Raw genomic sequence first — 26,717 nt, 5'->3', positions numbered from 1 at the left:
TTCTTGCAGTTACATTGGTGAGCTGTCGCTCTTTAACCTCTCAGTCAGCCTTATCTAGATACTATTAAGCGGATAGTTCTTCTCTATAAGGCTCATTTTTTTTCAGCATAGCGCATGCTATTCTGATGGTCTTGTTGGCTAAGGCCAGAACGACTTTGTTGAAGTGGTTTCTCTCCAGCAAGGAGCGTATCCAACAACTTAATGGGTCAGTTTTATCTTTGATATTACTGACCACCGCTCGCGCTCCGTGTACTACCAGAGAGCGAAGTGTTCGGTCACCTTTTTTGGTAATACCAAGGTTTTTGTTTTTACCGCCACTACCTGTATGTGCTGGAACAACCCCAATGCTAGCACTGGCATCGCGACCGCACTTATAAGTTGAAGCATCCCCTATCCGGGCGTATAAAGCTGCTGCAACTATCCAACTGACACCTCTCAATGACGTCAGTAAACGACAGGCAGGGATCTGCCTCACATAAGCAATCAACTGCTTATTTGCATCATCGATGGGCTTATCAAGAGCAATCAGCTGATCAAGCAGTAATTGTAAGCTGAACCGGATAGCAGGAGTTAACCCATTGTCTGGATTTTCTAATTCTTGAGGAAGTAATTGGCGTAATTTTTTGATGCTTTGTGGGAACTTAACGCCGTATTCCATTGCAAAACCTCGAATTCGATTCGCAGTAGCGGTTCGTTGTTTAAGGTAGCTTTGACGCAAGCGCAAGATAGTTGCAATGTCTTGTTGTTCAGTGGTTTTTACTAGAACAAAGTGAATATCTGAGCGCTTAGAAGCTTCGTAGATCGCCAGTGCATCATTGGCATCATTTTTATTGCCAGAACGATATTTTTTCACTATTTGAGCAGGAAGAAGACGAACTTGGTACCCGCGCTTTTGAAAGTAACGTCCCCAATGGTGCGCAGACCCACAGGCTTCCATATAGATGTGAGCAGACGGATGCTGGGCAATAAAAGCCAGCATCTGTTTTTGTGACATAGCTCGATTAGATTTTAACTTTCCAGCCTGGTTGAACAACGCAACTTGAAAGACAGTTTTGGCAAGATCGATAGAAATGGTGTTAGGCTTATTCATGGTATGGGCTCCTTTTTTGGTTGACGCTTTAACTTTAGCTGACAACGTCGGTTAAGGTGGGGAGTCCATACCATTGGGGTTCACTTCGTTCCGAGGTGCGAGTAATTCTCACGTGCGTAAAACTCCTCGCACCTCGAAGGGCTTTGCCCGTCCCCGCACCTCGCCCCCCTTTGTAAGCCGCTATGATTAGGTTAAGCTATGGGGAGTTCTCATTCACTGGTTACAAGGATCCCCAATGTCGTTGCCAGCGCAATATCAACTTCCTTCTTCACTTGAGCCACAAGCTCACGCCTCAATGCAATCTTTTGATGATAATTCATGGTTAGAGACCTGGTCAGAGGAACGCAGGCAGCAATTGCATTTCATCTCTGGCTTGAGCCAATTTATTGTCGAAGCTATCGCGCGTGACCCTGAATTGGGTGCTAGCTTGCCAAGCATGCTTGAGGAGTCTTGCCGCGCTTGTCACTATCGCGAGCGTCTGGCAGTTCTTTTGGCAGACGCCCATGATGAGGCCTCTGGACATCGAGTGCTGCGCCGCTTTCGTAATCGTGAGATGGTGTATATCGCGTGGCGTGATTTTTTAAATGACTGGTCGTTAGAAGAGAGCCTAGAGCACCTTTCGACGTTGGCTGAAGCGATGATCTTTGAGACCTACCGCTGGCAGTATGCGATCTGTTGTCGTGAATGGGGCACCCCGACCAACGCCAATGGTGAGATCCAACCTATGCTGATCATCGGCATGGGTAAACTCGGTGGTGGCGAGCTGAACTTTTCCTCGGATATCGATCTGATCTTTACCTATCCAGAGAATGGCGAAACTCAGGGGGGACGCCGCTCTATCGCCAATGCTCAGTTCTTTACCCGCCTGGGTCAGCGCATCATTAAAGCGCTCGATCAACAGACCTTTGATGGCTTCTGTTATCGCGTTGATATGCGCCTGCGTCCATTTGGTGAGAGTGGCCCTCTGGTGATGAGCTACGCTGCCCTTGAGGATTACTACCAAGAGCAAGGGCGTGACTGGGAGCGCTACGCGATGGTGAAAGCACGCGTGATGGGGCGTGAGATGTATCCTCAGTACCAAGAGCTGCGCCAAATGCTGCGTCCGTTTGTGTTCCGACGTTACATCGACTTTAGTGCGATTCAGGCGCTGCGCCGCATGAAATCGATGATCACCAGTGAGGTGCGCCGACGTGGACTGGCGAACAATATTAAGCTCGGTCCCGGTGGCATTCGAGAGGTTGAGTTTATCGCTCAGGTCTTCCAGTTGATCCGCGGCGGTCGAGAACCCAGCTTGCGTGGTCGCGGACTGCTTGAGACGCTCGCTGCGATTGATGAGCTAGGACTGTTACCCGATGGTGAGGTCGGTCAGTTGCGTTCGGCGTATCGCTATTTACGCCGCCTAGAAAACCTGCTTCAAGCTATGGCGGATAAGCAGACTCAGACCTTACCAGACAACGAACTGGATCAGCTCAAGCTGTCGCTAGCGATGGGCCACCAAGACTGGGCAGAGCTGCGTCAATGCACCGGCAAGCACATGGATAATGTTCATCAGGTGTTTGAGTCCTTGATTGGTGAGGATGATGAGGAGCAAGGTGAGGCAATCGCCAAGCACTTTCACGAGCTGTGGGACATGGTCGATGAAGCGGACGTGGTTGAGAACATCTTGAGTCATGATCTTGAAGTAGCAGAGCCGAGCGCTCAAGGTGAAGTGATCTGCCGTTTTAAGCGCGATTTAGCCAAGAAAACCTTGGGCCCTCGCGGGCGAGAGGTGCTAAATCGTCTGATGCCGAAAGTCTTTGAGGCTATCTACAATCACCCAGAGGCGGAGTTCGGCTTGGCGCGCGTGCTGCATCTGTTGCACAGTATTGTCACTCGGACCACCTACCTTGAGTTGCTCGATGAGCATCCTGCGGCACTGACGCAACTGGTGCGACTGTGCACCGCAAGTCCGATGATCTCCCAGCAGCTGAGTCGCTACCCGATCCTGCTTGATGAGCTTATCGACCCTGCGCACTTGTACAATCCGATTGAGCTTGATGCCTATCGCAGCGAATTGCGTGATTATTTAGCCCGTATTCCTGAAGATGATATGGAGCAGCAGATGGAAGCGCTGCGCCAGTTTAAACAGATCTGCATCCTCAAGATTGCCGCTGCGGATATCACCGGTGTCTTGCCAGTGATGAAGGTCAGCGATCACTTAACCTATTTGGCCGAGGCCATTGTAGAGGCGGTCGTCCATCAGGCCTGGCAGCAGATCGCAGAAAAATACGGCGAGCCTAGTCACCTCAAAGAGCGAGAGGGTAAAGGTTTTGCGGTGATTGGCTACGGTAAAGTCGGTGGCTGGGAGCTGGGGTATAACTCAGACCTCGATATCGTATTTATGCACGACTGCCCAGTGAATGTGTATACCGATGGTAAAAAAGAGATCGATGGTCGTCAGTTCTATCTGCGTCTGGCTCAGCGCATCATTCACATCTTCTCAACTCGCACTGCCTCAGGCATCCTGTACGAGGTGGATACCAGACTAAGACCATCAGGTATCTCAGGTCTTTTGGTCAGTCCTGCCGATGCCTTTGATGAGTACCAACACAAAGAGGCTTGGACCTGGGAGCATCAGGCGTTGGTGCGTGCTCGGATGATTTATGGCGACGAGCCACTTGAGCAAGCCTTTGGTCAAACGCGACATGACATCCTGTGTTTGACGCGTGATAGTGACAAACTCAAGCAGGACGTGGTGCAGATGCGCCATAAGATGCGTGATCACCTTGGTGGCAAGAAAGCCAACCGATTTATGCTTAAGCAAGATCAGGGCGGGATAACCGACATAGAGTTCTTGGCTCAATACCTGATCCTTAAAGAGAGCCACGACAAGCCTAAGTTGACCCGTTGGTCGGATAACGTGCGTATCTTTGAGTCGCTCATGGCGCAAGGCGTGATGGAAGAGGCGCAGGCGCTAGCGATCACCCGAGCGTACACTACGATGCGTAACCAAATTCATCACCGCAATTTACTCAATCTTGATGCCGACGTGGCGGATGATCGTTTTGTCCAAGAGCGAGAGCAGGTGACTGGGCTTTGGAATCACTGGTTAGGTGAGTAGTCAGCGCACGACAACTAACTAAGCACACAATAGCAATGAACAGCTGTGGTACAATCCGCAGGTTAAATGATTTGGAGAAAAACGATGAAACCCATCCTACCGAACTATAGTGATGCCGGTGTATTGATTATTGGCGACGTGATGTTGGATCGCTACTGGTATGGCCCAACTGGGCGCATTTCACCAGAGGCGCCGGTTCCTGTAGTGAAAGTAGAGAACAACGAGGAGCGCCCGGGTGGTGCAGCCAACGTCGCAATGAATATTGCCTCACTTGGCGGCCATGCGCACATTGTTGGTCTGACTGGCATTGATGAGCCAGCCAAGGTCTTGAATGAAACCCTGTCATCATTAAATGTCACTTGTGATTTCGTTGCTTTGCCAAACTATCCGACCATAACCAAACTACGCGTGCTCAGTCGTGGTCAGCAGCTGATCCGTTTGGACTTTGAGGATAAGTTTGAAAATACCGATGCAAACTTGATTGCCAGTCGCGTCGAGCAGAATTTGGCTAAGGTCTCTGCCGTGGTGCTCTCTGATTACGCCAAGGGTGCTCTGGAGCATGCTCAGCAGTTGATCCAACTGGCGCGCAAGGCAGGTAAGCCAGTATTTATCGACCCGAAAGGCGCCGATTTCGAGCGCTACCGCGGTGCGACGCTTTTGACGCCAAACATGGCTGAGTTCGAGCTGGTGGTTGGCAAGGTAAAAGATGACCAAGACCTGGTTGAAAAAGGCCATGCCCTGATTGAAGAGTTTGATTTTGAGGCGCTACTGGTCACTCGCAGCGAGCATGGTATGACACTACTGCGCCGCGGCAAGGCGCCATTCCATCTGCCGACTCAGGCGAAAGAGGTGTACGATGTCACCGGTGCTGGCGATACGGTGATCTCGGTACTGGCGGCTTCTTATGCTGCAGGTAAGTCGTTTGAAGACTCGTGCGCGCTTGCTAACGCAGCCGCTGGCGTTGTGGTTGGCAAACTCGGCACTTCAACTCTGTCGGAGATTGAGCTCGCTGAGGCCGTGCATGGCAGCCAAGACACTGACTTTGGCGTGACGAGTAAGAACGCACTCATTGCTGCCGTGAAAAAGGCGCAAGCCAAGGGCGAGAGTGTAGTCATGACCAATGGCTGCTTCGACATTCTTCATGCCGGCCACGTATCTTACCTCAACCACGCAGCGACGCTGGGCGATCGCTTGATTGTTGCGGTCAACACCGATGAATCGGTTAAGCGCCTAAAAGGTCCAGGCAGACCAGTTAACCCAACCGATCGCCGCATGGCGGTACTCGCTGGCCTTGGCGCAGTAGATTGGGTTGTCCCGTTCGCAGAAGACACGCCACAGCGCTTAATCTCTGAGGTATTGCCTGATCTTCTAGTTAAGGGCGGCGATTACAAACCAGAAGAGATTGTCGGTGGCAAAGAGGTCATCGCCAACGGCGGCCAAGTAAAAGTACTCAACTTCGAAGACGGCTGCTCAACCACTGAGATTATTGATGCGATTAAGGGTGGTAAGGGTTAAAGGCAGAGTCGAGAGTCGAGAGTCGAGAATCGAGAGGCGAGGAGTTCTACTCGCGCGGTGGACCGCTCGTACCTCGGAACGAAGTGTCACTCGAACCTCGCTCCTAATTAGTTCTAACGAGCACGTCTCGCCTCTCGCAGCGAAGCGATCCCGCCTCTCGCCTCTTCCCAACGGGAATGAAAAAAGCCGCACTCAGCGGCTTTTTTCATTCATGGCGCAAGGCCTCAATAGGATCAAGCCTAGACGCCTTAAAGGCAGGGTAGAAACCAAAACCGACCCCAATTGCTGCGGTGGCAGAGATGCTCAGGATGATGATCAGCGGTGATACCACCATTTGCCAGCCGAGGCTGGTTTGTAGAATTAGCACGGCGGCGAGGGAGAGGGCAATGCCAATCAAAGCGCCGAGCAAACACAGAACCACGCTCTCAATCAAGAACTGGGTCAGAATGTGTCTTGGTTTGGCGCCTACGGCCATGCGCAGGCCAATCTCACGGGTACGCTCTGTCACGCTCACCAGCATAATATTCATAACCCCAATTCCACCCACCAGCAGTGAAACCCCAGCGACACCTGAGAGGAGCATCGAGAACACGCGATTGGCTTCGGCGCGGGTGTTGAGCATCGCGGTCATATTCATGATGGTGAAAGGGTTTGGCGCATGGGCGGCGACGCGGTGTTTTTGCATCAGCAGCTGCTCTATCTCTTCGGCGGCAAAGTCCATATCCTCTGCTCGCTCGACGGAGACAGTGATGCGATTGACTCGGTCAATATTGCCCGCACTGCGGCCGATCACACGTCGGTTGGCGGTGGTCAGTGGCACCATGACGAGATCATCTTGATCTTGGCCTCGAGCATCTTGGCCTTTTTCTTTGAGCACGCCGATGATAGTCAGTGGCACTTTATTGATGCGAATGACCTCATCAATCGCATAGTCTGCGCGGCCAAACAGCTCTTTCGCAACGGTATTGCCAATCAGAGCTACCTTGGCGCTGCTTCGGACCTCGCTGTCAGAGATCGCGCGTCCAAGGGTAATATCCCAATTAGCTGCAGCTAAGAAGTCGGTATTAATTCCCTGCACGCTGGTGTTCCAGTTTTGGTTACTCCATACCACTTGGGCCTGTCCATTTACATTCGCTCCCACGGCGGCAAGGCCTGGCACCTCATCGCGGATCTGGTTGACGTCGGACATAGTCAGGCGGCGAGTCTCACCGGAGGCCATGTTGGCGCCCCCTGAGCGAATCGCTCCGGCGCGAACCATTAATAGGTTGGTACCATGGCTTTCTATTTGTTGCTCCACCTCACGCTGTGCGCCTTCTCCAAGGGCGAACATGATCACCACCGCACTGATACCAATAATGATCCCAAGCGTAGTGAGAATTGAGCGCAATAGGTGCGTACGCAGCGAGGTAAGGGCAGTAAACAAGGTTGTCATGTCAGCTCCTAACGTCGGGTGTTATCTTGATCCAGATGCAGGCGACCATCACGAATGTGTAGAATTCGGTCAGCTTGCTCTGCGACCTCATGGTCGTGCGTGATGATGACTATGGTTTGTCCGCGCTGATTGAGGTCACGAAATAGGGCGACAATATCTTCGCTGGTTTTACTATCTAGCGCTCCTGTAGGCTCATCAGCAAGCAAGATATCCGGCTGATTAATCAGTGCTCGAGCGATGGCGACACGCTGTTGTTGTCCCCCAGAGAGTTGGTTGGGGTGTGAGGCGAGCTTATCCCCCAGTCCCACTTGCTCAAGGCAGTGCTGCGCGCGCTCGTCTGCATCGGCGACCTTACTGCTTTGGTACATCAGGGGCATCTTGACGTTCTCCAGCGCAGAGGTGCGCGCCAGCAGATTAAATTGTTGAAAAATGAAGCCGATGTGTTTTTGCCTCACCTCAGAGAGTTGGTTTTTCGACATCGTTTTGGTGCTCTGTCCAAGGATCTCGATCTCGCCGCTTTCTGGTGTCATAAGACAGCCGATAATGTTCATCAGGGTTGATTTTCCTGAGCCAGAGGGACCAATAATCGCCACCATCTCGCCTTGCTTGATCTGACAGGTCACCTCGCTAAGAACTTGAAAGTTCTCATCGCCGAGTGGAAAGCTGTGATTCAACTGGCGGCACTCGATTGCAATACTCATTAGTTATCCCTTATCTGTGTAATGACCTCGACGCCATTGAGAACAGGGCTGATCACGGCGGAAAACTTGTCATCAGACGCGCCAAACTGGGCATAGATGGTCTGGACTTGCCCCTCTTTGAGCACCAATAGTGGGCCGACACTGATCTCACCCTGGCGGATCTTGCGGTTGAGCTGCTGCTGTTCGGCGGTCAGTACAGTGGAGAGCACTTTCTGCATTTGTTGGCGTTGCTGGCGCTGCGTCGTTGAGGAGCCCTCTGACTGGCGCTTAGGCATAAGTTCGCGTAGCTGCTGTTTTTGCTCGGCAGTTAAATTGAGATGCATGAGTCGAGCTAGAGGATCGTTGTTTGCGCTGCTTGAGTTGACGTATCGCGATGCGGCGCGAATGGCGGCATTGGTGACACGTTGGGTATTGCGGACGCTTTCAATTGAGATATCCAGATTCGCGGTCATACCGGGTAATAAGTTGTTGTCGTTGTTTTGCGTTTCGATGATCACCACGTAGCTGATCACGCCGCTGTTGGTTTGTGGAGCCTTGCGGATCTGGCTAACTTGCCCCTGAAAGTTGCGCTGAGGGTAAGCATCAACGGTATAGCGTACCTGCTGACCGACCTGAACCAAGCCGATATCCGATTCATCGATGTAGGCCTCAATTTCCATTTCGGACAGGTCGCGCGCGAGTGTAAACAGCTCTGGGGTGTTGTAGCTTGAGGCCACGGTCTGCCCAGCTTCAATGGTACGGTTGATGACAAAGCCAGAGATAGGTGCGGTGATGCGCGTGCGGTCGAGATCGATTTGTGCTTGCTCTAAACTGGCCAGGTTGGCTTGGTGCGTTGCTTTTAAGATATCGAGTTGCGAGCGACTCTGCTGCCAATCAAGCTTGCTAATCTGAGCCGCGGTTTCAATGGTATCTAGGGTATCTTCAGAGATACTTTTGTTGGTATAGAGCTTTTTAGAGCGAGCGAGCTCGCGCTCGGCGCGCTCGTAGTTGAGTTGCGCACGCTTGATAACGATTTGCTGGGCGTTAACATCCGCAGCACTCTTAGCAACCAGCGCCTGGTTTTGGCTCACACGTGCAGAAAAGTAATCAGGGTCAATCTCTGCCAGGAGCTGTCCTTTGTCAACCGTGTCATTAAAGTCAGCAAGGACCGAAATGATCTGACCCGACAGCTGAGCACCGACCACCACATCATTGACGGCGGTTAATGTCCCTGTCGCGCTGACGCGATTATCGATATGGCCGATAGACACCGGCTCAGTGCGATACTCTTGCAAAGGCGCAGTTTGCTGTTGATTGGAGTGGTGGAAGACAAACGCACCGCCAGACACTGTAGCCAGCAGTAACCCAAGTAAGACAACCTTTCCCTTACCCATGTGTAGTTCACCCTAGATTCGATTAATTGAGATTGATTTCAGGGTAACAAGGGTTTGATATTGAAGGGTAAGGGATTTACAGACATTTACTATAAGAAAGGGGCGGGGATCGGGGACGGGCAGAGCCCTTCGAGGAGCGAGGAGTTTCCACAATAATTCCTCGCCTCTCGCAGCAAAGCGATCTCGCTTCTCGCCTCTTCCCGAAGGGAATAAAAAAACCGCCGAAGCGGTTTTTTTATTATTTAGCGGGCATAAGCCCAGCGTTGACATCCAGGATGTCTTGCTCGCTCAAGTTACCAACCGCTTGGCGTAGCTGAAGCTGACTGAGGATGTAGTCGTAGCGTGCATTAGACAGGTTACGGTTTGCATCGTACAAGCGACGAGTCGAATCAAGCACATCAACGATGGTACGTGTACCCACATCAAAGCCTGCTTCCGTAGCCTCAAGTGCTGAGCGCGCAGAAACTACAGATTGCTCAAATGCGCGCAGTGCACCGATAGAGGCGGTGATGTTATTGTTAAACGCACGTACATCTCTCACTACGCTGCGGTAGGTCGCCTCGAGGTCTTGGCTTGCAGCAACGTAGTTGAACTCTGCCTGTTTGGTTTGTGAGGTGATGCGACCACCAGTATACAAAGGTACATCCAGGCGTACGCCGATGTTGAAGTCGTTGTAAGCGTCACCATTATATGAACTGTTAAAGTCATCGCCGTAGTTGTAGCCGCCATTAAGTGAAATGGATGGCAAATGACCGGAGTCAGCAAGTGAAATGTTATCACGCGCGACATCTTGCGAGATACGCGCAGCAAGCAAGCTTAAGTTCTTCTCTTCAGCTTCACCAACCAGGCTAGCTACTGGTTGCGAGCTCTTGCTCGCAGAGAAGCGGTTAGTGTCAAGAACGCTTAGGTTAGCGTGCTCTTGGCCGGTGATTTCGCGCAGCGCTTCGTAGCTGTTGACGAGGTTGTTTTCCGCCAGTACTTCATCAGCCAATACCGCATCGAATTGCGCCTGAGCGTCATGAACGTCAGTAATTGCAGACAGGCCCACCTCAAAACGTTGCTTGGTCTGTTCTAGTTGACGGCCTACAGCCGCTTTTTCTGCGCGAACAAACACAAGGTTGTCTTGTGCACGTAGAACCTCAAAGTAGGCCTGTGAGACACGCAGGATCAATGCCTGCTGGTTTGCTGCATAGATAGAGTCCTGCGCACGGGCATTTTTCTCGGCGATATCGAGTGAGATCCAGCTTGAGCGATTGTATAGCTCTTGTGACAGAATGACACCGGCGGTTAGTGCGTCAGACTCGCGTTGATCGATGTTGCTACGATTGATGTTGTAGCCTGCATTTAGGTTAATCTGTGGCAGTAGCGTTGAGCGGCTAGAAGTGATGGCTTCAAAGGCAGCATCACGCGTCGCAGCTGAGCTGAGTAGCGTTGGATCATTGTCCTTTGCTAGGTTATAAATCTGTACCAAGTCATCGGCAAATGCTGATGTGCTTAGAGAGCCAAGTGCTGCACTAAGTACCAGTGGAAGCAGCTTCTTCATTATTTAAATTCCTGCCATAGATAGTTTAGGGTGTGGAAAGATTCTAACTCAAAAAGTGTGCAATTCCTTTAAAACTTTGCACTTTTTACATAGATATTGATGAATTTTGCTTGGAAAAGCAGCAGTATTGTGGCGATATAAAACAAAAATAATAATTTTTACGCAAAAAGTTGAATGTAAAATTGGTCAAACCTTCGTATCAAGAATACAATAAGGGCTTGGCACACAAGGTTATTCACCGTTTTGGGTTAACGAAAGCATCAGCATAAAGAAGGGAATTAGATTGAACTCATTTACCAGCCAGGATATTGAGATTATCGATAAACACCTCTTGCACAAAGGGTTCTTTTCGATGTTCAAATATCAGTTCAAGCACCGCCTGTTTGAAGGGGGGTGGAGTGATGTGGTTGAGCGCGAGATGCTCGAGCGCGGCCACGCCGCCGCTTTGCTGCCTTATGATCCGGTGCGCGATCAGGTGGTACTGATTGAGCAAATCCGCGTCGGCGCTTTAGAGCACGACTCGCCATGGCAGATTGAGATCGTGGCTGGCATCATTGAGCACGGTGAATTGGCTGATGAGGTAGTCACACGTGAGGCGCAAGAGGAAGCTGGCATTGAGGTATCACAGGTGCGAAAATTGCTCGCTTACTACCCCTCAGCAGGTGGTAGCTCTGAAAAAATTGATGTGTTTGTTGGCCAAGTTGATGCCTCACAGGCAAGTGGTGTACATGGCCTTGCCTCAGAGCATGAGGATATTCGTGTCCGTGTAGTTTCGCGTGAGCAGGCCTACCAAATGGTCATGGATGGCGAAATAGAAAATGGCGCCAGTATCATTGCGTTGCAATGGCTTGAGCTCAACCGTCAACAACTCCAAACGCAATGGCTGTCGTAGCGATGAATAGGCCGTATCATGTTGATTTAGCAGACTTGATGCGTACCTATGAGATGAATTACGCTAAACTAAATGCCTTGATACCGCACCAGCCAAGTGTCGGGGATGTGCGCTGCTATCAAGTGCAGAAAATGTCGTATCAACTTCGTGTGGTCGAAGTCACAAAGTACACAACTTTAGTTGAGATATGTCAGAGTGATGAGACAGGGGTGTTTCCATTACCTTCGATGTCTGTCAGGCTATATCACGACGCACGCGTCGCGGAAGTGACGTCATGTGAACACCTATCGCGTTTTCAAGCTCGTTACGACTATCCGAACACCAAAATGGTGCAAAAAGATGAGAAAGTGCAGATTAATCGCTTTCTCGGCGATTGGCTGACGTTTTGTTTGAAGCACGGCATTAGCCGTCGTCCATTATTTTAGTTAAGTTTTAGGTTTTTGATTTTGAAAGTGTCTCCCGTTTTTAGTGAAGGCTTAGATGCAGTAAAGCTCTTACAAATTACCGATACACACCTTTTCTCAGATGAGGAAGGGGCGCTACTCAATGTCAATACACGCGATAGCTTCCACGCTGTCATTGATATGATTCACTCCCAGGGTATCGACTTTAACACGATCATTGCCACTGGTGATATTTCGCAAGATCACAGTGCGGACTCTTATTTGCGCTTTATTGATGGCATTACACCGCTAGACAAGCCCTGTATTTGGCTACCAGGTAATCACGACTATCAGCCCAACATGGCGCAGGTCTTGCCATCGAGTCAGGTTCACGCGCTAGAGCATGCCCTGTTAGGTGAGCATTGGCAGGTTATTGTGCTTGACTCTCAGGTGGTCGGCAAGCCGCATGGCCGTTTGAGCGATCAGCAGCTTGAGCTGCTCGATAACCGTCTCACTGAGCATGCTGGGCGCCACACATTGATCTTACTGCATCACCACCCACTGTTGGTGGGCAGCCAGTGGCTTGATCAGCACAATTTGAAAGACAGTGAGGATTTTTGGCAGATTGTTGACAAGCACAATAATGTCAAGCTGGTGGTGTGTGGCCATGTCCATCAAGATTTTGACCAAATGCGTGGTGATGTTCGAGTGATGGCGACCCCATCAACCTGCGTTCAATTTAAGCCCTCCTCGAGTGATTTTGCCCTGGATAACCAGGCTCCAGGCTGGCGTGAGATCACTTTGCTGGCGAATGGTCAGGTTGATTCTTGTGTTAAGCGTCTTGATAGTACTCGCTTTATGCCAGATTTTGCCTCAGGTGGTTACTGATGAGCACAAAGCCAAGTTTATTGCTCTACATCCATGGTTTTAACAGCAGCCCACAGTCGCTCAAGGCAGAGCTGATGCGCCAGTACTGTGAGCAACACCGTCCTGATATCCGCCTGATCACGCCGCAGATGGCGTGTTACCCACGGCAAGCAGCGCAGCAGTTGATTGAACTGGTGGAGCAGTATCGCCACGACTATCGTATTGGCCTGGTGGGGAGCTCCCTCGGTGGCTACTTATCTGTCTGGCTCAATGCACGCTATGGTTTCAAGGCGGTACTGGTCAACCCAGCCGTAAAACCTTATGAGTTGTTAATGGATTTTCTCGGTGAGCAGGAAAACCCCTACACCAAGCAGTGCTATACGCTCAAAGAGCAGCACATCGATGAGCTTAAAGCGCTCGATATCCAGAGCCTAAAAACGCCCGATGATTTCTGGTTGCTGCAGCAAACGGGCGATGAAGTACTGGATTATCGCCAAGCCGTCAGCCGTTTTACTGAGTCGAAACAAACCGTTGAACAAGGCGGTGATCACAGCTTTGTCGGCTTTGAACGCTATCTGCCGGGTATCCTCGATTTTCTTGGCCTGTAGCAGCCAAGCTCTCCTAAAATGAACACTATCCGCGCACTCATTGCGGAAAGCGTCATGTTTTTTGTTGATCCTCTGTCAACTCACTTGACATAACGAGGTTGGGGTCAGACTATGATGGCCCTATACTTTGCAATGCTTGGCGAACAAACCTCGCCCACTTTCCATGCTTTTGACGGAGGTCAGTAAAACCGTCCGATAATGCCTGCAAAGTAATCTTATTATTTACCTACATTATTATTCCGTACTATGACAGAACAATATAATGCTGGAGCCATTGAGGTTCTTAATGGTTTAGAGCCCGTACGTCGCCGACCAGGGATGTATACGGATACAGCGCGACCTAACCACTTGGGTCAAGAAGTGATCGACAACAGTGTCGATGAAGCGCTTGCGGGACATGCCTCGAAGGTGCAGGTGATCCTGCACGCCGACCAATCACTCGAGGTGATTGATGACGGCCGCGGTATGCCGGTTGATATTCACCCAGAAGAGAAAGTCTCAGGTGTTGAACTTATCCTATGTAAGCTGCACGCAGGTGGTAAGTTCTCAAACAAGAACTACCAGTTCTCTGGTGGTCTTCACGGCGTTGGTATCTCGGTAGTGAATGCCCTGTCCAAACGTGTCGAGATCACGGTGCGTCGTGATGGTCAGGTGTATGAAATCGCCTTCGAGCACGGTGATAAGGTGTCTGATTTGACGGTTACGGGGACCTGTGGTCGCCGTAACAAGGGCACCAGTGTTCACTTTTGGCCTGAGGCTAAGTACTTCGATTCGGCTAACTTCTCTGTCACTCGCCTAGTTAATAACCTACGCGCCAAAGCGGTGCTGTGCCCTGGGCTTGAGATCACCTTCAGTGACAAGGTCAATGGCAAAGAGTACAAGTGGCACTATGAAGATGGTCTAAAAGACTATCTTGCTGAGGGTGTGAAGGGCTATCCAGTGCTTCCAGAGCAGCCATTTACCGGTGAGTTTTCTGCAGAAACTGAAGCCGCGACTTGGGCGGTGATCTGGCAGCCGGAAGGTGGTGAGATGATCACCGAGAGCTACGTTAACCTGATCCCAACCGCACAAGGTGGCACGCATGTTAATGGCTTGCGCCAGGGCCTGCTGGATGCGATGCGCGAGTTCTGTGAGTTTCGTAACCTACTGCCGCGTGGTGTTAAACTCACCGGTGATGACGTCTTTGATCGCTGCTCTTACGTACTATCGGTTAAGATGCAAGACCCACAGTTTGCTGGCCAAACCAAAGAGCGCTTGTCTTCACGCCAAACCGCCGCGTTTGTCTCTGGGGTAGTTAAAGATGTGTTCAGCCTGTGGCTGAACGAAAAGCCGCAGCTCGCCGAGCAGCTGGCTGAGGTCTGTATTGCCAACGCTCACCGCCGAATGCGTGCGAGTAAAAAAGTAGTGCGTAAGAAAGTGGCCTCCGGGCCTGCGCTACCAGGTAAGCTGACCGATTGCTCTGTACAAGATTTAAATCGTACCGAAATCTTCTTTGTCGAGGGTGACTCGGCAGGTGGCTCGGCCAAGCAGGCGCGTGATCGAGAATTTCAGGCGGTGATGCCACTGCGCGGTAAGATCCTCAACACTTGGGAAGTGTCTGCCGATCAGGTTCTGGCTTCACAAGAAGTGCACGACATCTCAGTGGCGCTGGGAATTGATCCCGATAACGATAACTTATCCGGTCTGCGCTACGGTAAAATCTGTATCCTAGCCGATGCGGACTCGGATGGTCTGCACATTGCGACACTGTTGTGCGCGCTGTTCACGCGTCACTTCCGTGCGCTGGTTGAAGCGGGACACATTTATGTGGCCATGCCGCCTCTGTATCGAATCGACTGTGGTAAAGAGGTCTACTATGCCCTGGATGACGATGAGAAAGAGGGTGTGCTTGAGCGTCTTTCGAAGAAGAAAGCCAAGATCAACGTGCAGCGATTCAAAGGTCTGGGTGAGATGAACCCACTCCAGTTGCGTGAGACCACCATGGATCCGAATACTCGCCGTCTTGTCCAGCTGACCATCGATGATACCGATGCGACGATGGAGATGATGGATATGCTGCTGGGTAAAAAGCGTGCCGATGATCGCCGCTCTTGGTTGCAAAACAACGGTGACTTGGCTGAGGTATAGAGATGTCTAACGAAATTACATTTGATGGCGTTGAACAGCTGCCGATGCGCAGGTTTACTGAAGACGCTTATCTAAACTACTCGATGTACGTGATCATGGATCGTGCTCTGCCGTACATCGGGGACGGCTTGAAGCCGGTTCAGCGCCGTATCATCTATGCGATGTCAGAGCTGGGCTTGTCGGCAGCCGCAAAATACAAAAAGTCGGCGCGTACCGTCGGTGATGTGTTGGGTAAGTATCACCCACACGGCGACTCAGCGTGTTACGAGGCCATGGTCTTGATGGCGCAACCATTCTCTTACCGCTACCCATTGGTGGATGGTCAGGGTAACTGGGGTGCTCCGGACGACCCGAAGTCCTTCGCTGCTATGCGTTATACCGAGGCAAAACTGTCTAAGTTTGCTGAGGTTCTACTGGGAGAGATTGGTCAGGGCACGGTTGATTGGCAGCCAAACTTTGACGGCACGATCAAAGAGCCGCAGATGCTGCCAGCACGCCTGCCACATATCCTGCTCAACGGTGTCACCGGTATCGCAGTTGGTATGGCCACCGATATCCCGCCACACAACGTGCGTGAGATTGCCGATGCTACTGTACACATGATTGATAACCCTAAGGCTGAGCTTGCTGATGTGATGCAGTTCGTCAAGGGGCCGGATTACCCGACTGAGGCCGAGATTATCTCACCAGCGTCAGATCTGGAGAAGATCTACCGCACGGGTAAGGGCAGCGTCAAGATGCGTGCCGTGTGGCATAAAGAGGGCAGCGAGATAGTGATCACTTCACTGCCGCACCAAGTGTCAGGGGCAAAACTGCTTGAGCAGATCGCCAATCAGATGCGAGCCAAGAAGCTGCCAATGGTTGAAGACTTGCGTGACGAGTCGGATCATGAAAACCCAACTCGCATCGTGGTGGTGCCACGCTCTAATCGCGTCGATAGTGAGCAGTTGATGAACCACTTGTTTGCATCGACAGACCTTGAGCGCAACTATCGCGTTAACCTGAATATGATCGGCCTAGACAATCGTCCACAGGTCAAAGGCTTGGTACAGATCCTTTCTGAGTGGATTGAGTTTCGCCGTGATACCGTGCGTCGCCGTCTTCAGTTCCGCCTCGACAAGGTGCTAGCCCGCCTACACATCTTAGAGGGTTTATTGGTTGCCTATCTTAATCTCGATGAGGTGATTGAGATCATCCGCACCGAAGATGAGCCAAAAGCGGTGCTGATGGAGCGCTTTGGTATCACAGATATTCAGGCTGATGCTATCCTAGATACCAAGCTTCGCCACCTGGCTAAGCTTGAAGAGATGAAGATCCGCGGTGAGCAAGATGAGCTAGAGAAAGAGCGTGAGAAGCTAGAACAGCTACTTGGCTCTGAGCGTCGCATGAACACCCTGCTCAAGAAAGAGATCAAGGCCGATGCTGAGAAGTACGGTGATGATCGCCGCTCGCCACTGGTTGAGCGTGCTGAGGCTAAGGCGCTTACTGAGCGTGATCTTGTGCCGAGTGAGCCGATCACTGTGGTACTGTCTGAGAAAGGTTGGATCCGTCACGCGAAGGGACATGAGGTCGATGCGACAGGCTTGAACTACAAGTCTGGCGATAAGTATCTTGCTTCAGCGCGTGGTAAGAGCAATCAACAGGCCGTTTTCCTTGGTAATGATGGACGCAGTTACTCGCTGGAGTCACACACATTGCCATCGGCGCGCAGCCAGGGTGAGCCAATCACCGGTCGCTTGAATATTGCCGCGGGCACCAATGTGACCCAAGTGGTGATGGGTGATGATGAGGCACTCTGGCTAATGGGCTCAGATGCCGGTTACGGGTTTGTGTGTAAGGGCAGCGATATGCTGTCGAAAAACCGCAGTGGTAAAGCCTTAGTCACCTTGCCGCAAAACGCTCAGGTGATGACCCCACTGGCGATCGACAATATTGATAGTGATGAGATTCTGGCTATCACCAACCAAGGTCGCATGCTGATGTTCCCTATCCGCGATTTGCCGCAATTGGGCAAGGGTAAAGGGAATAAGATCATCAATATTCCTGCAGCCAAAGCGAAAGAGCGTGAGGAGTTTGTCTCCCACCTAATGCCAATACCACAAGGTGCTTCTCTGACCCTTTACGCGGGTAAGCGCAAACTAGGTCTCAAGCCTGCTGATCTGGACAACTTCCGTGGTGAACGCGGTCGCCGAGGCGGATTACTGCCCCGCGGTTTGCAGCGCGTCACACGAGTCGAGATAGACGGCGAAGAGTCGGTGGAATAAGCGCAAAAAGCCCCATGCATCTAGCATGGGGCTTTTTGTTTTCCCCGCAGGGAAAAGAGGCGAGAGTCGAGATCGTTTCACTGCGAGAACGCTTTGCTCGAGAGGGTGAAGCACTTGACAGCGGTGGCCGGGGTTGGAAAATTTTCTCGCCTCTCGCCTCTCGCCTCTCGCCTCTCGCCTCTCGCCTCTCGCCTCTCGCCTCTCGCCTCTCGCCTCTCGCCTCTCGCCTCTCGCCTCTCGCCTCTCGCCTCTCGCCTCTCGCCTCTCGCCTGTCGCCTCTCGCCTCTCGCTTCTTATTGAGGAGTAAAGACCCGAGAGTCCTCCGCGATGGTGACCCTTAACGTCATCTCCTGTCCCTCGCGTAGTATCACGATATCGATATCCGTGCCTGGGCGTAGGTCGGTGACTTGGTCCATCACGCTTTGTTTACCATTAATCTTCTGCCCATCGATGCGCAGAATAATATCTTGGGTTTGAAAGCCCGCAGCTGCGGCAGGGCCATTGGGATCGATGCCCAATACGACGATTCCGCCAGGGTGGTTGTCGCCAAGTAGGCGCGCAGTGACAGAATTGATATCTTGCCCATCAATGCCGATGTAGCCTCGAATTACACGACCGTCGGCAATGATCTTTTCCATTATCTGGTTGGCTAGGCGAAAGGGAATCGCAAAGGAGATACCGTAGGTCTCAAGATCGGTCGCTTGTTGAAAAGAAGCGGTGTTGATCCCGACCAACTCGCCGCGGCTGTTGACCAAGGCACCCCCAGAGTTGCCTTCATTGATGGCGGCATCGGTCTGGATAAAGGCCTGGCGACCGTCAGCACTAATAGAGGAGCGACCGGTGGCAGAGATAATACCAAATGTCGTGGTTTGGCCGAGGTTATACGGGTTACCAATCGCCAGCACGATATCACCGACTTGGGCATTGTAATCTGGGTTTTGTGGAATGACGGGTAAATCATCCCCTTCGACTCGCAGGATGGCGATATCAGTTCGACGATCAACACCCACTACCTGGGCAGCAGCCACGCGCCCATCTTGTAGAGCGACGATGATTTGGTCGGCTTGAGCCACTACGTGATAGTTGGTGATAATGTAACCCTTCTCACTGACAATAACGCCGGAGCCCAAACCTTGAGTCGAGAGCTGAGTACGGGTATTTTCGGTATACTTGCGGCTGTAGATATTGACCACCGCAGGTGCAGCGCGACGCACCGCATCTTTGAATGAGATTTGCAATCGATCAATATTCTCAGTTTGAGGGACATGGGGGCTTGGTAACACCTGCTGGCGCAAAGATGGCATAACGAGCAGCAAGATTGCCGCTGTTGCTAAACCTAAGCCAATTGAGCGCAGCAGAAAACTAACAATATGCACCTGACGGTCGCCTCTGAGTTCGATGAAAAGATAAGATCGCTTTAGAATAGCACCGCGGGTGCTGACAAACCATAATATCAATTTGTTTTTACAATAAAAAAGACACACAACTGTGTGTCTTTTTTATCAATAGTTGTTGCTCTGCTCTCGGATTAGCGAATGACCAAGTAGAGCGTACGATCGCCACGTTGAACGTTAAGAGCGAGCACACCCTCAGTGCCTTCAATGATGCTCCGCAGCTCCGCCAGATTGCCTACTCGGTGACGATTGACGCCAATGATGATATCACCTTGTTGTAATTGGTAACTCTCAGCAGGTGAGCCTTGCGCCACACTGGATACCTTGACCCCTTGAACTGGATCTTGTCCTGTGGTGTTGGTCAACTCAGCGCCGGTAAGCCCTTCGTGAAGTTTGTCTGCGGAGGTTTTGACTGAGCTCTGCTCACCCAAAGTCACGTCAAAGCTTCTTTGCTTGCCGTCACGAACCACACCCAGTTTGATTTTTTTGCCAGCGCCCAAGGTGGCGACTTTAGCCCGCAGTTCACTGAAAGTGCTGATGCTGCGTTCATTGATTGAGACGATGATATCCCCGGCTTCAACACCGGCCTTGTCTGCCGCGCTATCGGGGACCACTTGGCTGACAAAGGCGCCTTTGCTCGAATCATAACCGAGCGCTTCGGCAAGCTCGGAGGTGATCTCACCACCTTGAACACCGAGCATGCCGCGTTTGACCTCACCGTATTCGAGGATCTGATCGGTTAGGTTGGTCATCATATTAGCTGGGATAGCGAAACCAATACCAATATTTCCGCCATTTGGACCTAAAATCGCAGTATTGATGCCGATAAGCTCACCGTTAAGGTTAACCAGTGCGCCGCCCGAGTTGCCGCTGTTGATCGCGGCATCGGTTTGAATAAAATTTTCAAAGTTCTCAAGGTTTAGGCCACTTCGGCCAAGGGCCGAGACGATCCCCGACGTAACGGTTTGGCCAAGCCCAAACGGGTTGCCAATCGCTACGGTAAAGTCACCGACTCTAAGTTTGTCAGAGTCAGCAACCGAAATCTCGGTCAGGTCACGCGGCTTATCGACTTTAAGCAGGGCGATATCCGACATCTCATCCCCACCAATCAGCTCAGCATTGTACTCGCGCCCATCTTGGAGTTTGATACGGATCTTATCAGCGCCACTGATAACGTGATAGTTGGTGACGATATGACCCTGCTTAGCATCAATGATCACTCCAGATCCAAGGCCGCGAAATGGACGCTCTCTAAGTTGCTCTCCGGGAAAATCGGGACCAAAGAAAAACTGAAATGGTTCAGGAACCTGCTGGCGCGCGGGTTGAGTGCCCTCAACCGCGATACTGACCACCGCTGGGGTGACTTTCTCTAGCATTGGCGCCAAGCTTGGCAGTGATTCGCCCTGAACGGAATGTGGTAAGGCAGCTTGTGTGGTGACTGGGGACAGGATCATCCCTAAGCTAAGAGATAATGCCGTGAGTGCGAGTAAAGGTTTTTTCATCGATAACTCCTGTAATTATACGCTTAGTTCCCATCGGTATAGCCTAGGCGCTTTCAAATGGGAAATCTATCGTGCCATCGCGAGTTTCGACTCAAAAACCTTAGCTAAGTTCCTAATTAATTGTCAGAAACATGTTAGGACGCCTTGGCGGTTGGAATCTCAGGCGCATGGATAATCTCTTTTTCTTCACCCTTAAGCAGTCCGGTTGCCTCATCCGAATAGTCACGGGGAGCTTGTTCAATCTCACCAGCATTCACTGCTGTGTTGATACTTTGTGGGCTTTTAATGCTCGCTTGCTCTTTAGTGCCGATAAGCTTGGTAAATGGATTGTCTTGCTCGGGTTGTTGGGGCAACAACTCACGTGAGGTTTCAGCCATGTGTTGATAAAGCTTGGTGTAATCTTTGCCAATCGTATCCAGTAAAGCAGCAGTTTGAGCAAAATGATCAGTGAGTTCTTGACGCTGCTGCTCTAAAGTAAACTGAGCAGTATCAAGGTTTTTTTGTAGAGTTTTTTGTTTCTTTTCGTTTGGTGCTGTGTAACGTGCAGCTAGAAAGCCACCCAATGCACCGACTAACACGCCAACAATTGCATAAATCCAAGGCATATGATTTCCTCTTTGTAATTATTTAACCTTTTTGCAACCAGTAAGTTACAACGGGGTGCAATCCCATGTTACTATGAGATTTACAGTCAATAAAGTGAAATAGCTCAGTTGAGGATGGAGAAGAGTATGGTCGTGCAGTCTCCGCAGGAGCGTTACCAACATGACGTCGCTCATAATGGTTTTGTCAAAGATGCGGCTCAGTCAGTGGCGATAACGGCATTGAATCGACTGTTTCTCGAATACCAGCAGTACATAAGCTATACGCCCGAACCTCAAAGTTTGATAGATAAGTTGCTTGGCCGCTCGCCGGTGACGTCGCCAGTGCCGCAAGGTCTTTACCTCTGGGGAGGTGTCGGGCGGGGCAAAACCTACCTGATGGACACCTTCTTTCATGCGTTAACCAATGAAAACAAGCTTAGAGTGCATTTTCACCGCTTTATGTATCGGGTCCACGACGAACTCAAAGCGCTCGGTGAAGTTGAGGATCCGCTTGAGGTCGTTGCCGATCAAATCGCCAGTGAGACCGATATTATCTGCTTTGATGAGTTTTATGTCTCAGACATTACCGATGCGATGATTTTAGCTGGGCTGTTTAATGCTTTATTTGCTCGAGGGATTATTTTGGTGGCAACGTCCAATATTGCGCCGAAAGATCTTTATCGTAATGGCCTGCAGCGCGCACGTTTCTTACCAACCATTGCATTGATAGAAGCCCATTGTCAGATCCTTAATGTCGATAGCGGCACCGACTTTCGCCTGAGAACGCTAGAGCAGGCCGAGATTTATCACGCGCCCCTCGATGCCCAGGCCGACAGCAACCTAGAGCGTTACTTTGCCGAACTGACCGTGCATTGCCCGCCCGATGAACGAGAGCAGGTCATCGAGGTCAATCATCGCCAGCTTGAGGTTGTGGCCAGTTGTGAGGGAGTCTTGTTTGCCAGTTTTGAGCAGTTGTGTTTATCTGCCCGTAGCCAAAACGACTACATTGAGTTGTCGCGTCTCTACCATACGGTTCTGCTCAAGGGGGTTAAGCAGATGGGGGCGACCAATGATGATGCGGCAAGACGCTTTATCGCGCTGGTTGATGAGTTTTATGAGCGCAACGTGACCTTGATAATCTCGGCCGAAGTGGCGATTGATGCACTCTACACCCAGGGCAGGCTGAGCTTTGAGTTTGCTCGCTGCCAGTCGCGCTTAGTAGAGATGCAGAGTCACGATTACCTTGCGCGCGAGCACCTAGGCTAGGCGATTGGATGCGAATGACACCGTTTAGAAGCAAGGCTAAGAAAAAAATAGTACTTTGCCGAAAAAAGAGGTGATTTTTTCATCTTACTTCTCTATAATCCTGCGACCCACCGTTACTGCAGACCTGTTTTGCGGACTTGTTCCAAAGAACCTAAAGGTCGAGAGTGCCATCCACTCGAAGGGGTGATGACTGGGCTCTTAGTCAGTGGGAGCAATGCTCCTTTAAGTGTAAATCTAAATTATCGGATTATTAGCATGAAAACTTTCGTTGCTAAACCAGAAACTGTAAAACGCGACTGGTACGTTGTAGACGCTGAAGGTAAAACTCTTGGCCGTCTAGCAAGTGAAATTGCATCTCGCCTACGTGGCAAACACAAAGCTGAGTACACTCCACACGTTGACACTGGTGATTACATCATCGTTGTTAACGCTGAGAAAGTTACTGTAACTGGTAACAAAGCTGCAGCTAAGACTTACTACCGTCACACTGAATTCCCAGGTGGCCTTAAGTCAATCACTTTTGACAAGCTAATCGATCGTAAACCAGAAATGGTTATCGAACTAGCTGTTAAAGGCATGCTTCCACGTGGTCCTCTAGGCCGTGCTATGTACCGTAAGCTTAAAGTTTACGCTGGCGCTGAGCACAACCACACTGCTCAACAACCAAAAGTACTAGACATCTAATTGGGGATTTAGGAAATGGCAGAGAATAAATACTACGGCACTGGCCGTCGCAAAAGCTCAGCTGCACGTGTTTTCATTACACCAGGCAGCGGCAACATCGTAATCAACAAGCGTAGCCTTGATGAGTACTTCGGTCGTCCAACTTCTCGTATGGTTGTTAAGCAACCTCTTGAGCTAGTTGAAATGGCTGAGAAACTTGACCTATACATCACTGTTAAAGGTGGTGGTATCTCTGGTCAAGCTGGTGCTATCCGTCACGGTATCACTCGTGCTCTTATGGAGTACGATGAGTCTCTACGTCCAACTCTTCGTGCAGCGGGTTATGTTACTCGTGATGCTCGTAAAGTTGAGCGTAAGAAAGTTGGTCTACGCAAAGCACGTCGTCGTCCACAGTTCTCAAAGCGTTAATCTTACGATTATCGTTTTACTTGTTCGCAAGAGCAAATCTGCAAAAGCCTGGTTTTTACCAGGCTTTTTTATTACTTAGCATTCCTTCCCAGACTTTATCTCTTCTCTATCCGCCCAGTTTTATCAATAAATTACTCGCTTAGCACAAATCCCTTGATGTATGTTACAAAAAAGTAGCTTTACCTTGTCAAAAAGTGGGCTTTTCTTTATCATTTGATAACAATTAGAGACAAAACAAATTGGAATTGTTAGCCGTGCTCTGATAAGGGACGTCACCAGCCCGAAAGGAGTCAAAGGGAGAATGTTTGGATGAGCAATGCGCCACTAAATAACGGCCGTCGACGCTTTCTGACCGCCACAACTGCTGTTGTGGGTGGGTTAGGTGCCGTCGCTGTCGCTGTACCTTTTATCAAGTCGTGGAATCCGAGTGCCAAGGCGAAAGCTGCGGGGGCTCCGGTTGAAGTCGATATCGGTAAGCTCGAACAAGGGCAAATGGTTCGTGTCGAATGGCGAGGCAAACCAGTATGGATTGTTCGTCGTGCTCAAGCCATTGTCGATGGCCTGTCTGAGTTAGATGGTCAGCTGCGAGATCCGGGCTCTCAGGAAGAGCAGCAACCAACCTACGCAGTTAATACCTATCGTTCTATCAAACCCGAGTACTTTGTTGCGGTCGGCATCTGTACCCATTTGGGTTGCTCACCAACTTACCTACCCGATACCTTTGGTGAACAAGTTCAAGGGGTGAAATCTGGCTTTTTCTGCCCATGTCACGGTTCTAAGTTTGATATGGCAGGACGGGTGTTCCAAGGGGTGCCGGCGCCGTACAACCTAGTTGTACCACCACATATGTATGTTAGCGACACCAAGGTTTTAGTCGGTGTCGATGAACAAGGGGAAGCCTAATGCAAGCACTACTAGACTGGGTAGAAAAGCGCATGCCCGCAATGAATGCGTATCGCAAGCACCTGTCAGAATACCCCATGCCAAAGAACTTCAACTTTTGGTATCTCTTCGGCTCACTTGCGATGTTGGTGCTGGTCAATCAGATCCTTACCGGTATCTGGTTGACAATGAACTACGTACCGTCAGGCGAGGGGGCATTTGCCTCGATTGAGTACATCATGCGTGATGTTGAGTATGGCTGGCTACTGCGCTACATGCACTCAACGGGGGCCTCGGCGTTTTTTGTCGTCATCTATCTTCATATGTTTCGCGGCCTGATTTACGGCTCATACCAGAAACCCCGGGAGCTACTATGGCTGTTCGGTATGTTGATCTTTTTGGTGCTGATGGCTGAAGCTTTTATGGGCTATTTGCTTCCATGGGGACAGATGTCCTATTGGGGGGCACAGGTGATCATCTCGCTGTTCGGCGCGATACCGTTTATTGGTGATGATCTCACCTTGTGGATCCGCGGAGATTATGTGATCTCAGGGGCAACGCTGAATCGCTTTTTTGCATTGCACGTTATCGCCTTGCCGATCGTGCTGTTGTTGCTGGTGGTATTGCATGTGTTAGCGCTGCATGAGGTTGGGTCAAACAACCCGGATGGTATCGAGACAAAGCTACCCAAAGGCAGTATGGGTGCCGATTACAAAACTCAGTTCAAGTTCCATGAGGACTACACCAAAAAATACGACATCATCGACTCAATTCCTTTCCATCCATACGGGACGGTAAAAGATCTCATCGGTGTGGCAGGGTTTTTGTTCTTGTTCTGTTACGTGCTGTTCTTCAACCCAGAAATGGGGGGCTATTTCCTCGAGCCACCAAACTTTGAGACGGCAAACCCACTTAAGACACCCGATCACATCGCACCAGTATGGTATTTCACGCCATTTTACGCCATTTTGCGTGCTGTACCCGATAAGCTGTTAGGCGTTGTCGCTATGGGCGCTGCGATCGTCGTCTTGTTCTTGCTGCCTTGGTTAGATCGTTGCAAGGTGCGTTCGTACCGTTACCGAAGCAAGTGGCATCTGATCAATATTGCTCAATTTACCGTGTGCTTTATCGCCTTGGGGATCCTCGGTGCGCTGCCTGCGACACCCGTGTATACCATTATGGCGAGAATTTTCAGTTTGGGTTACTTCATGTTCTTTGTCTTGCTGTTCTTCTACAGCAAACATGAGGCAACAAAACCACTGCCAGAGAGGGTGACATTCAAATGAAAAAATGGATTTTAGTTCTATTTGCAATGCTGCCAACATTGGTTTTCGCCGCGGGCGTCAGTGTCCCACTCGATAAAGCCAATAACGACCTGTCTGACACCGCCTCACTGCAAAATGGTGCGAAGTTGTTTATGAACTACTGCTTTGGCTGTCACGCTCAGCAGTATCAGCGTTATGAACGAGTAGCTGATGATCTTGGTATTCCACATGACTTGATGATGGATAATCTGGTGTTTGACCCTGAGAGTAAGATCGGTGATTTGATGGTCAATGCGATTCCGCAAGGGGCAGCCGCACAGTGGTTCGGCGCGCCGCCGCCGGACTTGACACTCGTTGCCCGAGTGCGGGGCACGGATTGGCTCTATACCTATCTGCGTGCGTTCTACATCGATGAGGCACGTCCTTTTGGTGTCAACAACTATGTGTTCCCAAGCGTCGGCATGCCTCATGTGCTTGAGGAGCTACAAGGGGTACCTGAACCAGTCTATGGCACGCGAGTGGTTGACGGTGAGGAGCAGCAGGTCGTTGTGGCAGTGCGCACTGATGGGACCGGGGAGCTCAACCAGGAAGAGTACGATGATGCCATCCGTGATCTGGTTAATTTCCTTGAGTACTCTGGCGATCCAGTGAAATTGGAGCGGCATAAACTCGGTTGGTGGGTGATGGGCTTCTTAGTGCTGTTTACCATCATTGTGGTGCTGTTGAAGAAAGAGTATTGGCGTGATGTGCATTAATTGTGCTATCATACCGTGCTAATTTCCGAATTGTTATAAATAATGGAGGCCTAGCCTCCATTATTTTTTATTTGAATTTTTC

Annotated in this window: 22 protein-coding genes; 14 read left to right on the top strand and 8 right to left on the bottom strand. The window is 50.6% G+C overall.

The window, feature by feature from the left end; genetic code table 11:
- Positions 1 to 64: 64 nt before the first annotated feature.
- Positions 65 to 1,090, bottom strand: a complete 1,026-nt coding sequence (locus ACZ5R2_RS15695; protein ID WP_464900235.1) for an IS110 family RNA-guided transposase — start codon at positions 1,088 to 1,090, stop codon at positions 65 to 67.
- Positions 1,091 to 1,325: 235 nt separating this feature from the next.
- Here ACZ5R2_RS15695 and glnE point away from each other — a divergent pair, with 235 nt between their 5' ends.
- Both glnE and hldE read left to right on the top strand, forming a co-directional pair.
- Positions 1,326 to 4,190 (top strand): bifunctional [glutamate--ammonia ligase]-adenylyl-L-tyrosine phosphorylase/[glutamate--ammonia-ligase] adenylyltransferase, encoded by a 2,865-nt coding sequence (gene glnE, locus ACZ5R2_RS15690; RefSeq protein WP_464900234.1) that lies wholly within the window; start codon positions 1,326 to 1,328, stop codon positions 4,188 to 4,190.
- An 84-nt stretch (positions 4,191 to 4,274) separates the two neighbouring features.
- Positions 4,275 to 5,705, top strand: a complete 1,431-nt coding sequence (hldE, locus tag ACZ5R2_RS15685; RefSeq protein WP_464900233.1) for a bifunctional D-glycero-beta-D-manno-heptose-7-phosphate kinase/D-glycero-beta-D-manno-heptose 1-phosphate adenylyltransferase HldE — start codon at positions 4,275 to 4,277, stop codon at positions 5,703 to 5,705.
- Between the two features lie 205 nt (positions 5,706 to 5,910).
- Here the strand turns inward: hldE and ACZ5R2_RS15680 are convergent, their stop codons facing one another.
- The 4 genes from ACZ5R2_RS15680 to tolC form a co-directional block, all read right to left on the bottom strand.
- Positions 5,911 to 7,137, bottom strand: a complete 1,227-nt coding sequence (locus ACZ5R2_RS15680) for an ABC transporter permease (RefSeq protein WP_464900232.1) — start codon at positions 7,135 to 7,137, stop codon at positions 5,911 to 5,913.
- An 8-nt stretch (positions 7,138 to 7,145) separates the two neighbouring features.
- Entirely contained in the window at positions 7,146 to 7,838 is a 693-nt protein-coding gene (locus ACZ5R2_RS15675) for an ABC transporter ATP-binding protein (RefSeq protein WP_464900231.1), read from the bottom strand.
- The gene (locus ACZ5R2_RS15670) at positions 7,838 to 9,211 is read right to left on the bottom strand and encodes an efflux RND transporter periplasmic adaptor subunit (RefSeq protein ID WP_464900230.1); all 1,374 of its coding nucleotides are present in this window, start codon (positions 9,209 to 9,211) and stop codon (positions 7,838 to 7,840) included. The genes ACZ5R2_RS15675 and ACZ5R2_RS15670 overlap by 1 nt, the downstream gene beginning before the upstream one ends.
- A 238-nt stretch (positions 9,212 to 9,449) precedes the next feature.
- Positions 9,450 to 10,754 carry an outer membrane channel protein TolC gene (tolC, locus tag ACZ5R2_RS15665; protein WP_464900229.1) on the bottom strand — a complete coding sequence of 435 codons (1,305 nt, stop codon included), beginning with the start codon at positions 10,752 to 10,754 and terminating at the stop codon, positions 9,450 to 9,452.
- 277 nt (positions 10,755 to 11,031) lie between these two features.
- Here tolC and nudF point away from each other — a divergent pair, with 277 nt between their 5' ends.
- From nudF to parC, 6 genes are all read left to right on the top strand, one after another.
- Positions 11,032 to 11,646: an ADP-ribose diphosphatase gene (nudF, locus tag ACZ5R2_RS15660; protein WP_464902390.1), complete on the top strand. Its 615-nt coding sequence runs from the start codon at positions 11,032 to 11,034 to the stop codon at positions 11,644 to 11,646.
- Positions 11,634 to 12,071, top strand: a complete 438-nt coding sequence (locus ACZ5R2_RS15655) for a DUF1249 family protein (RefSeq protein WP_464900228.1) — start codon at positions 11,634 to 11,636, stop codon at positions 12,069 to 12,071. The genes nudF and ACZ5R2_RS15655 overlap by 13 nt, the downstream gene beginning before the upstream one ends.
- 21 nt (positions 12,072 to 12,092) lie before the next feature.
- Positions 12,093 to 12,917: a 3',5'-cyclic-AMP phosphodiesterase gene (gene cpdA, locus ACZ5R2_RS15650; protein ID WP_464900227.1), complete on the top strand. Its 825-nt coding sequence runs from the start codon at positions 12,093 to 12,095 to the stop codon at positions 12,915 to 12,917.
- A complete protein-coding gene (gene yqiA, locus ACZ5R2_RS15645) occupies positions 12,917 to 13,504 on the top strand; it encodes an esterase YqiA (protein WP_464900226.1) in 588 nt (195 codons plus the stop codon). Before cpdA ends, yqiA begins: the two co-directional genes overlap by 1 nt.
- 246 nt (positions 13,505 to 13,750) lie before the next feature.
- Complete coding sequence (parE, locus tag ACZ5R2_RS15640; RefSeq protein ID WP_464900225.1) at positions 13,751 to 15,631, top strand: DNA topoisomerase IV subunit B; 1,881 nt, start codon at positions 13,751 to 13,753, stop codon at positions 15,629 to 15,631.
- 2 nt (positions 15,632 to 15,633) lie between these two features.
- The gene (parC, locus tag ACZ5R2_RS15635) at positions 15,634 to 17,895 is read left to right on the top strand and encodes a DNA topoisomerase IV subunit A (RefSeq protein WP_464900224.1); all 2,262 of its coding nucleotides are present in this window, start codon (positions 15,634 to 15,636) and stop codon (positions 17,893 to 17,895) included.
- Positions 17,896 to 18,188: 293 nt separating this feature from the next.
- Here the strand turns inward: parC and degS are convergent, their stop codons facing one another.
- From degS to zapG, 3 genes are all read right to left on the bottom strand, one after another.
- Positions 18,189 to 19,265, bottom strand: a complete 1,077-nt coding sequence (gene degS, locus ACZ5R2_RS15630; protein WP_464902389.1) for an outer membrane-stress sensor serine endopeptidase DegS — start codon at positions 19,263 to 19,265, stop codon at positions 18,189 to 18,191.
- A 158-nt stretch (positions 19,266 to 19,423) separates the two neighbouring features.
- Positions 19,424 to 20,791, bottom strand: coding sequence for a DegQ family serine endoprotease (locus tag ACZ5R2_RS15625; protein ID WP_464900223.1), 1,368 nt, complete (start codon positions 20,789 to 20,791; stop codon positions 19,424 to 19,426).
- A 134-nt stretch (positions 20,792 to 20,925) separates the two neighbouring features.
- Complete coding sequence (gene zapG, locus ACZ5R2_RS15620; RefSeq protein ID WP_464900222.1) at positions 20,926 to 21,396, bottom strand: Z-ring associated protein ZapG; 471 nt, start codon at positions 21,394 to 21,396, stop codon at positions 20,926 to 20,928.
- 126 nt (positions 21,397 to 21,522) lie between these two features.
- On the opposite strand from zapG, the gene zapE reads away from it, so the two are divergent.
- From zapE to ACZ5R2_RS15590, 6 genes are all read left to right on the top strand, one after another.
- Entirely contained in the window at positions 21,523 to 22,641 is a 1,119-nt protein-coding gene (gene zapE / locus ACZ5R2_RS15615) for a cell division protein ZapE (RefSeq protein WP_464900221.1), read from the top strand.
- A 255-nt stretch (positions 22,642 to 22,896) separates the two neighbouring features.
- On the top strand, positions 22,897 to 23,325 hold the full coding sequence (rplM, locus tag ACZ5R2_RS15610; protein WP_438460933.1) for a 50S ribosomal protein L13: 429 nt from the start codon (positions 22,897 to 22,899) through the stop codon (positions 23,323 to 23,325).
- A gap of 15 nt (positions 23,326 to 23,340) precedes the next feature.
- Positions 23,341 to 23,733, top strand: a complete 393-nt coding sequence (rpsI, locus tag ACZ5R2_RS15605; RefSeq protein ID WP_464900220.1) for a 30S ribosomal protein S9 — start codon at positions 23,341 to 23,343, stop codon at positions 23,731 to 23,733.
- 309 nt (positions 23,734 to 24,042) lie between these two features.
- Complete coding sequence (gene petA / locus ACZ5R2_RS15600) at positions 24,043 to 24,636, top strand: ubiquinol-cytochrome c reductase iron-sulfur subunit (RefSeq protein WP_438460935.1); 594 nt, start codon at positions 24,043 to 24,045, stop codon at positions 24,634 to 24,636.
- On the top strand, positions 24,636 to 25,901 hold the full coding sequence (locus tag ACZ5R2_RS15595; RefSeq protein ID WP_438460936.1) for a cytochrome b: 1,266 nt from the start codon (positions 24,636 to 24,638) through the stop codon (positions 25,899 to 25,901). The genes petA and ACZ5R2_RS15595 overlap by 1 nt, the downstream gene beginning before the upstream one ends.
- A complete protein-coding gene (locus ACZ5R2_RS15590; protein ID WP_464900219.1) occupies positions 25,898 to 26,635 on the top strand; it encodes a cytochrome c1 in 738 nt (245 codons plus the stop codon). The genes ACZ5R2_RS15595 and ACZ5R2_RS15590 overlap by 4 nt, the downstream gene beginning before the upstream one ends.
- Positions 26,636 to 26,717: the final 82 nt, after the last annotated feature.

This window comes from Vibrio sabulosilitoris (genome assembly GCF_055391395.1).
Note: the sequence above shows the minus strand (reverse complement) of the source record. Positions and strands in the feature narration are given on the sequence as shown.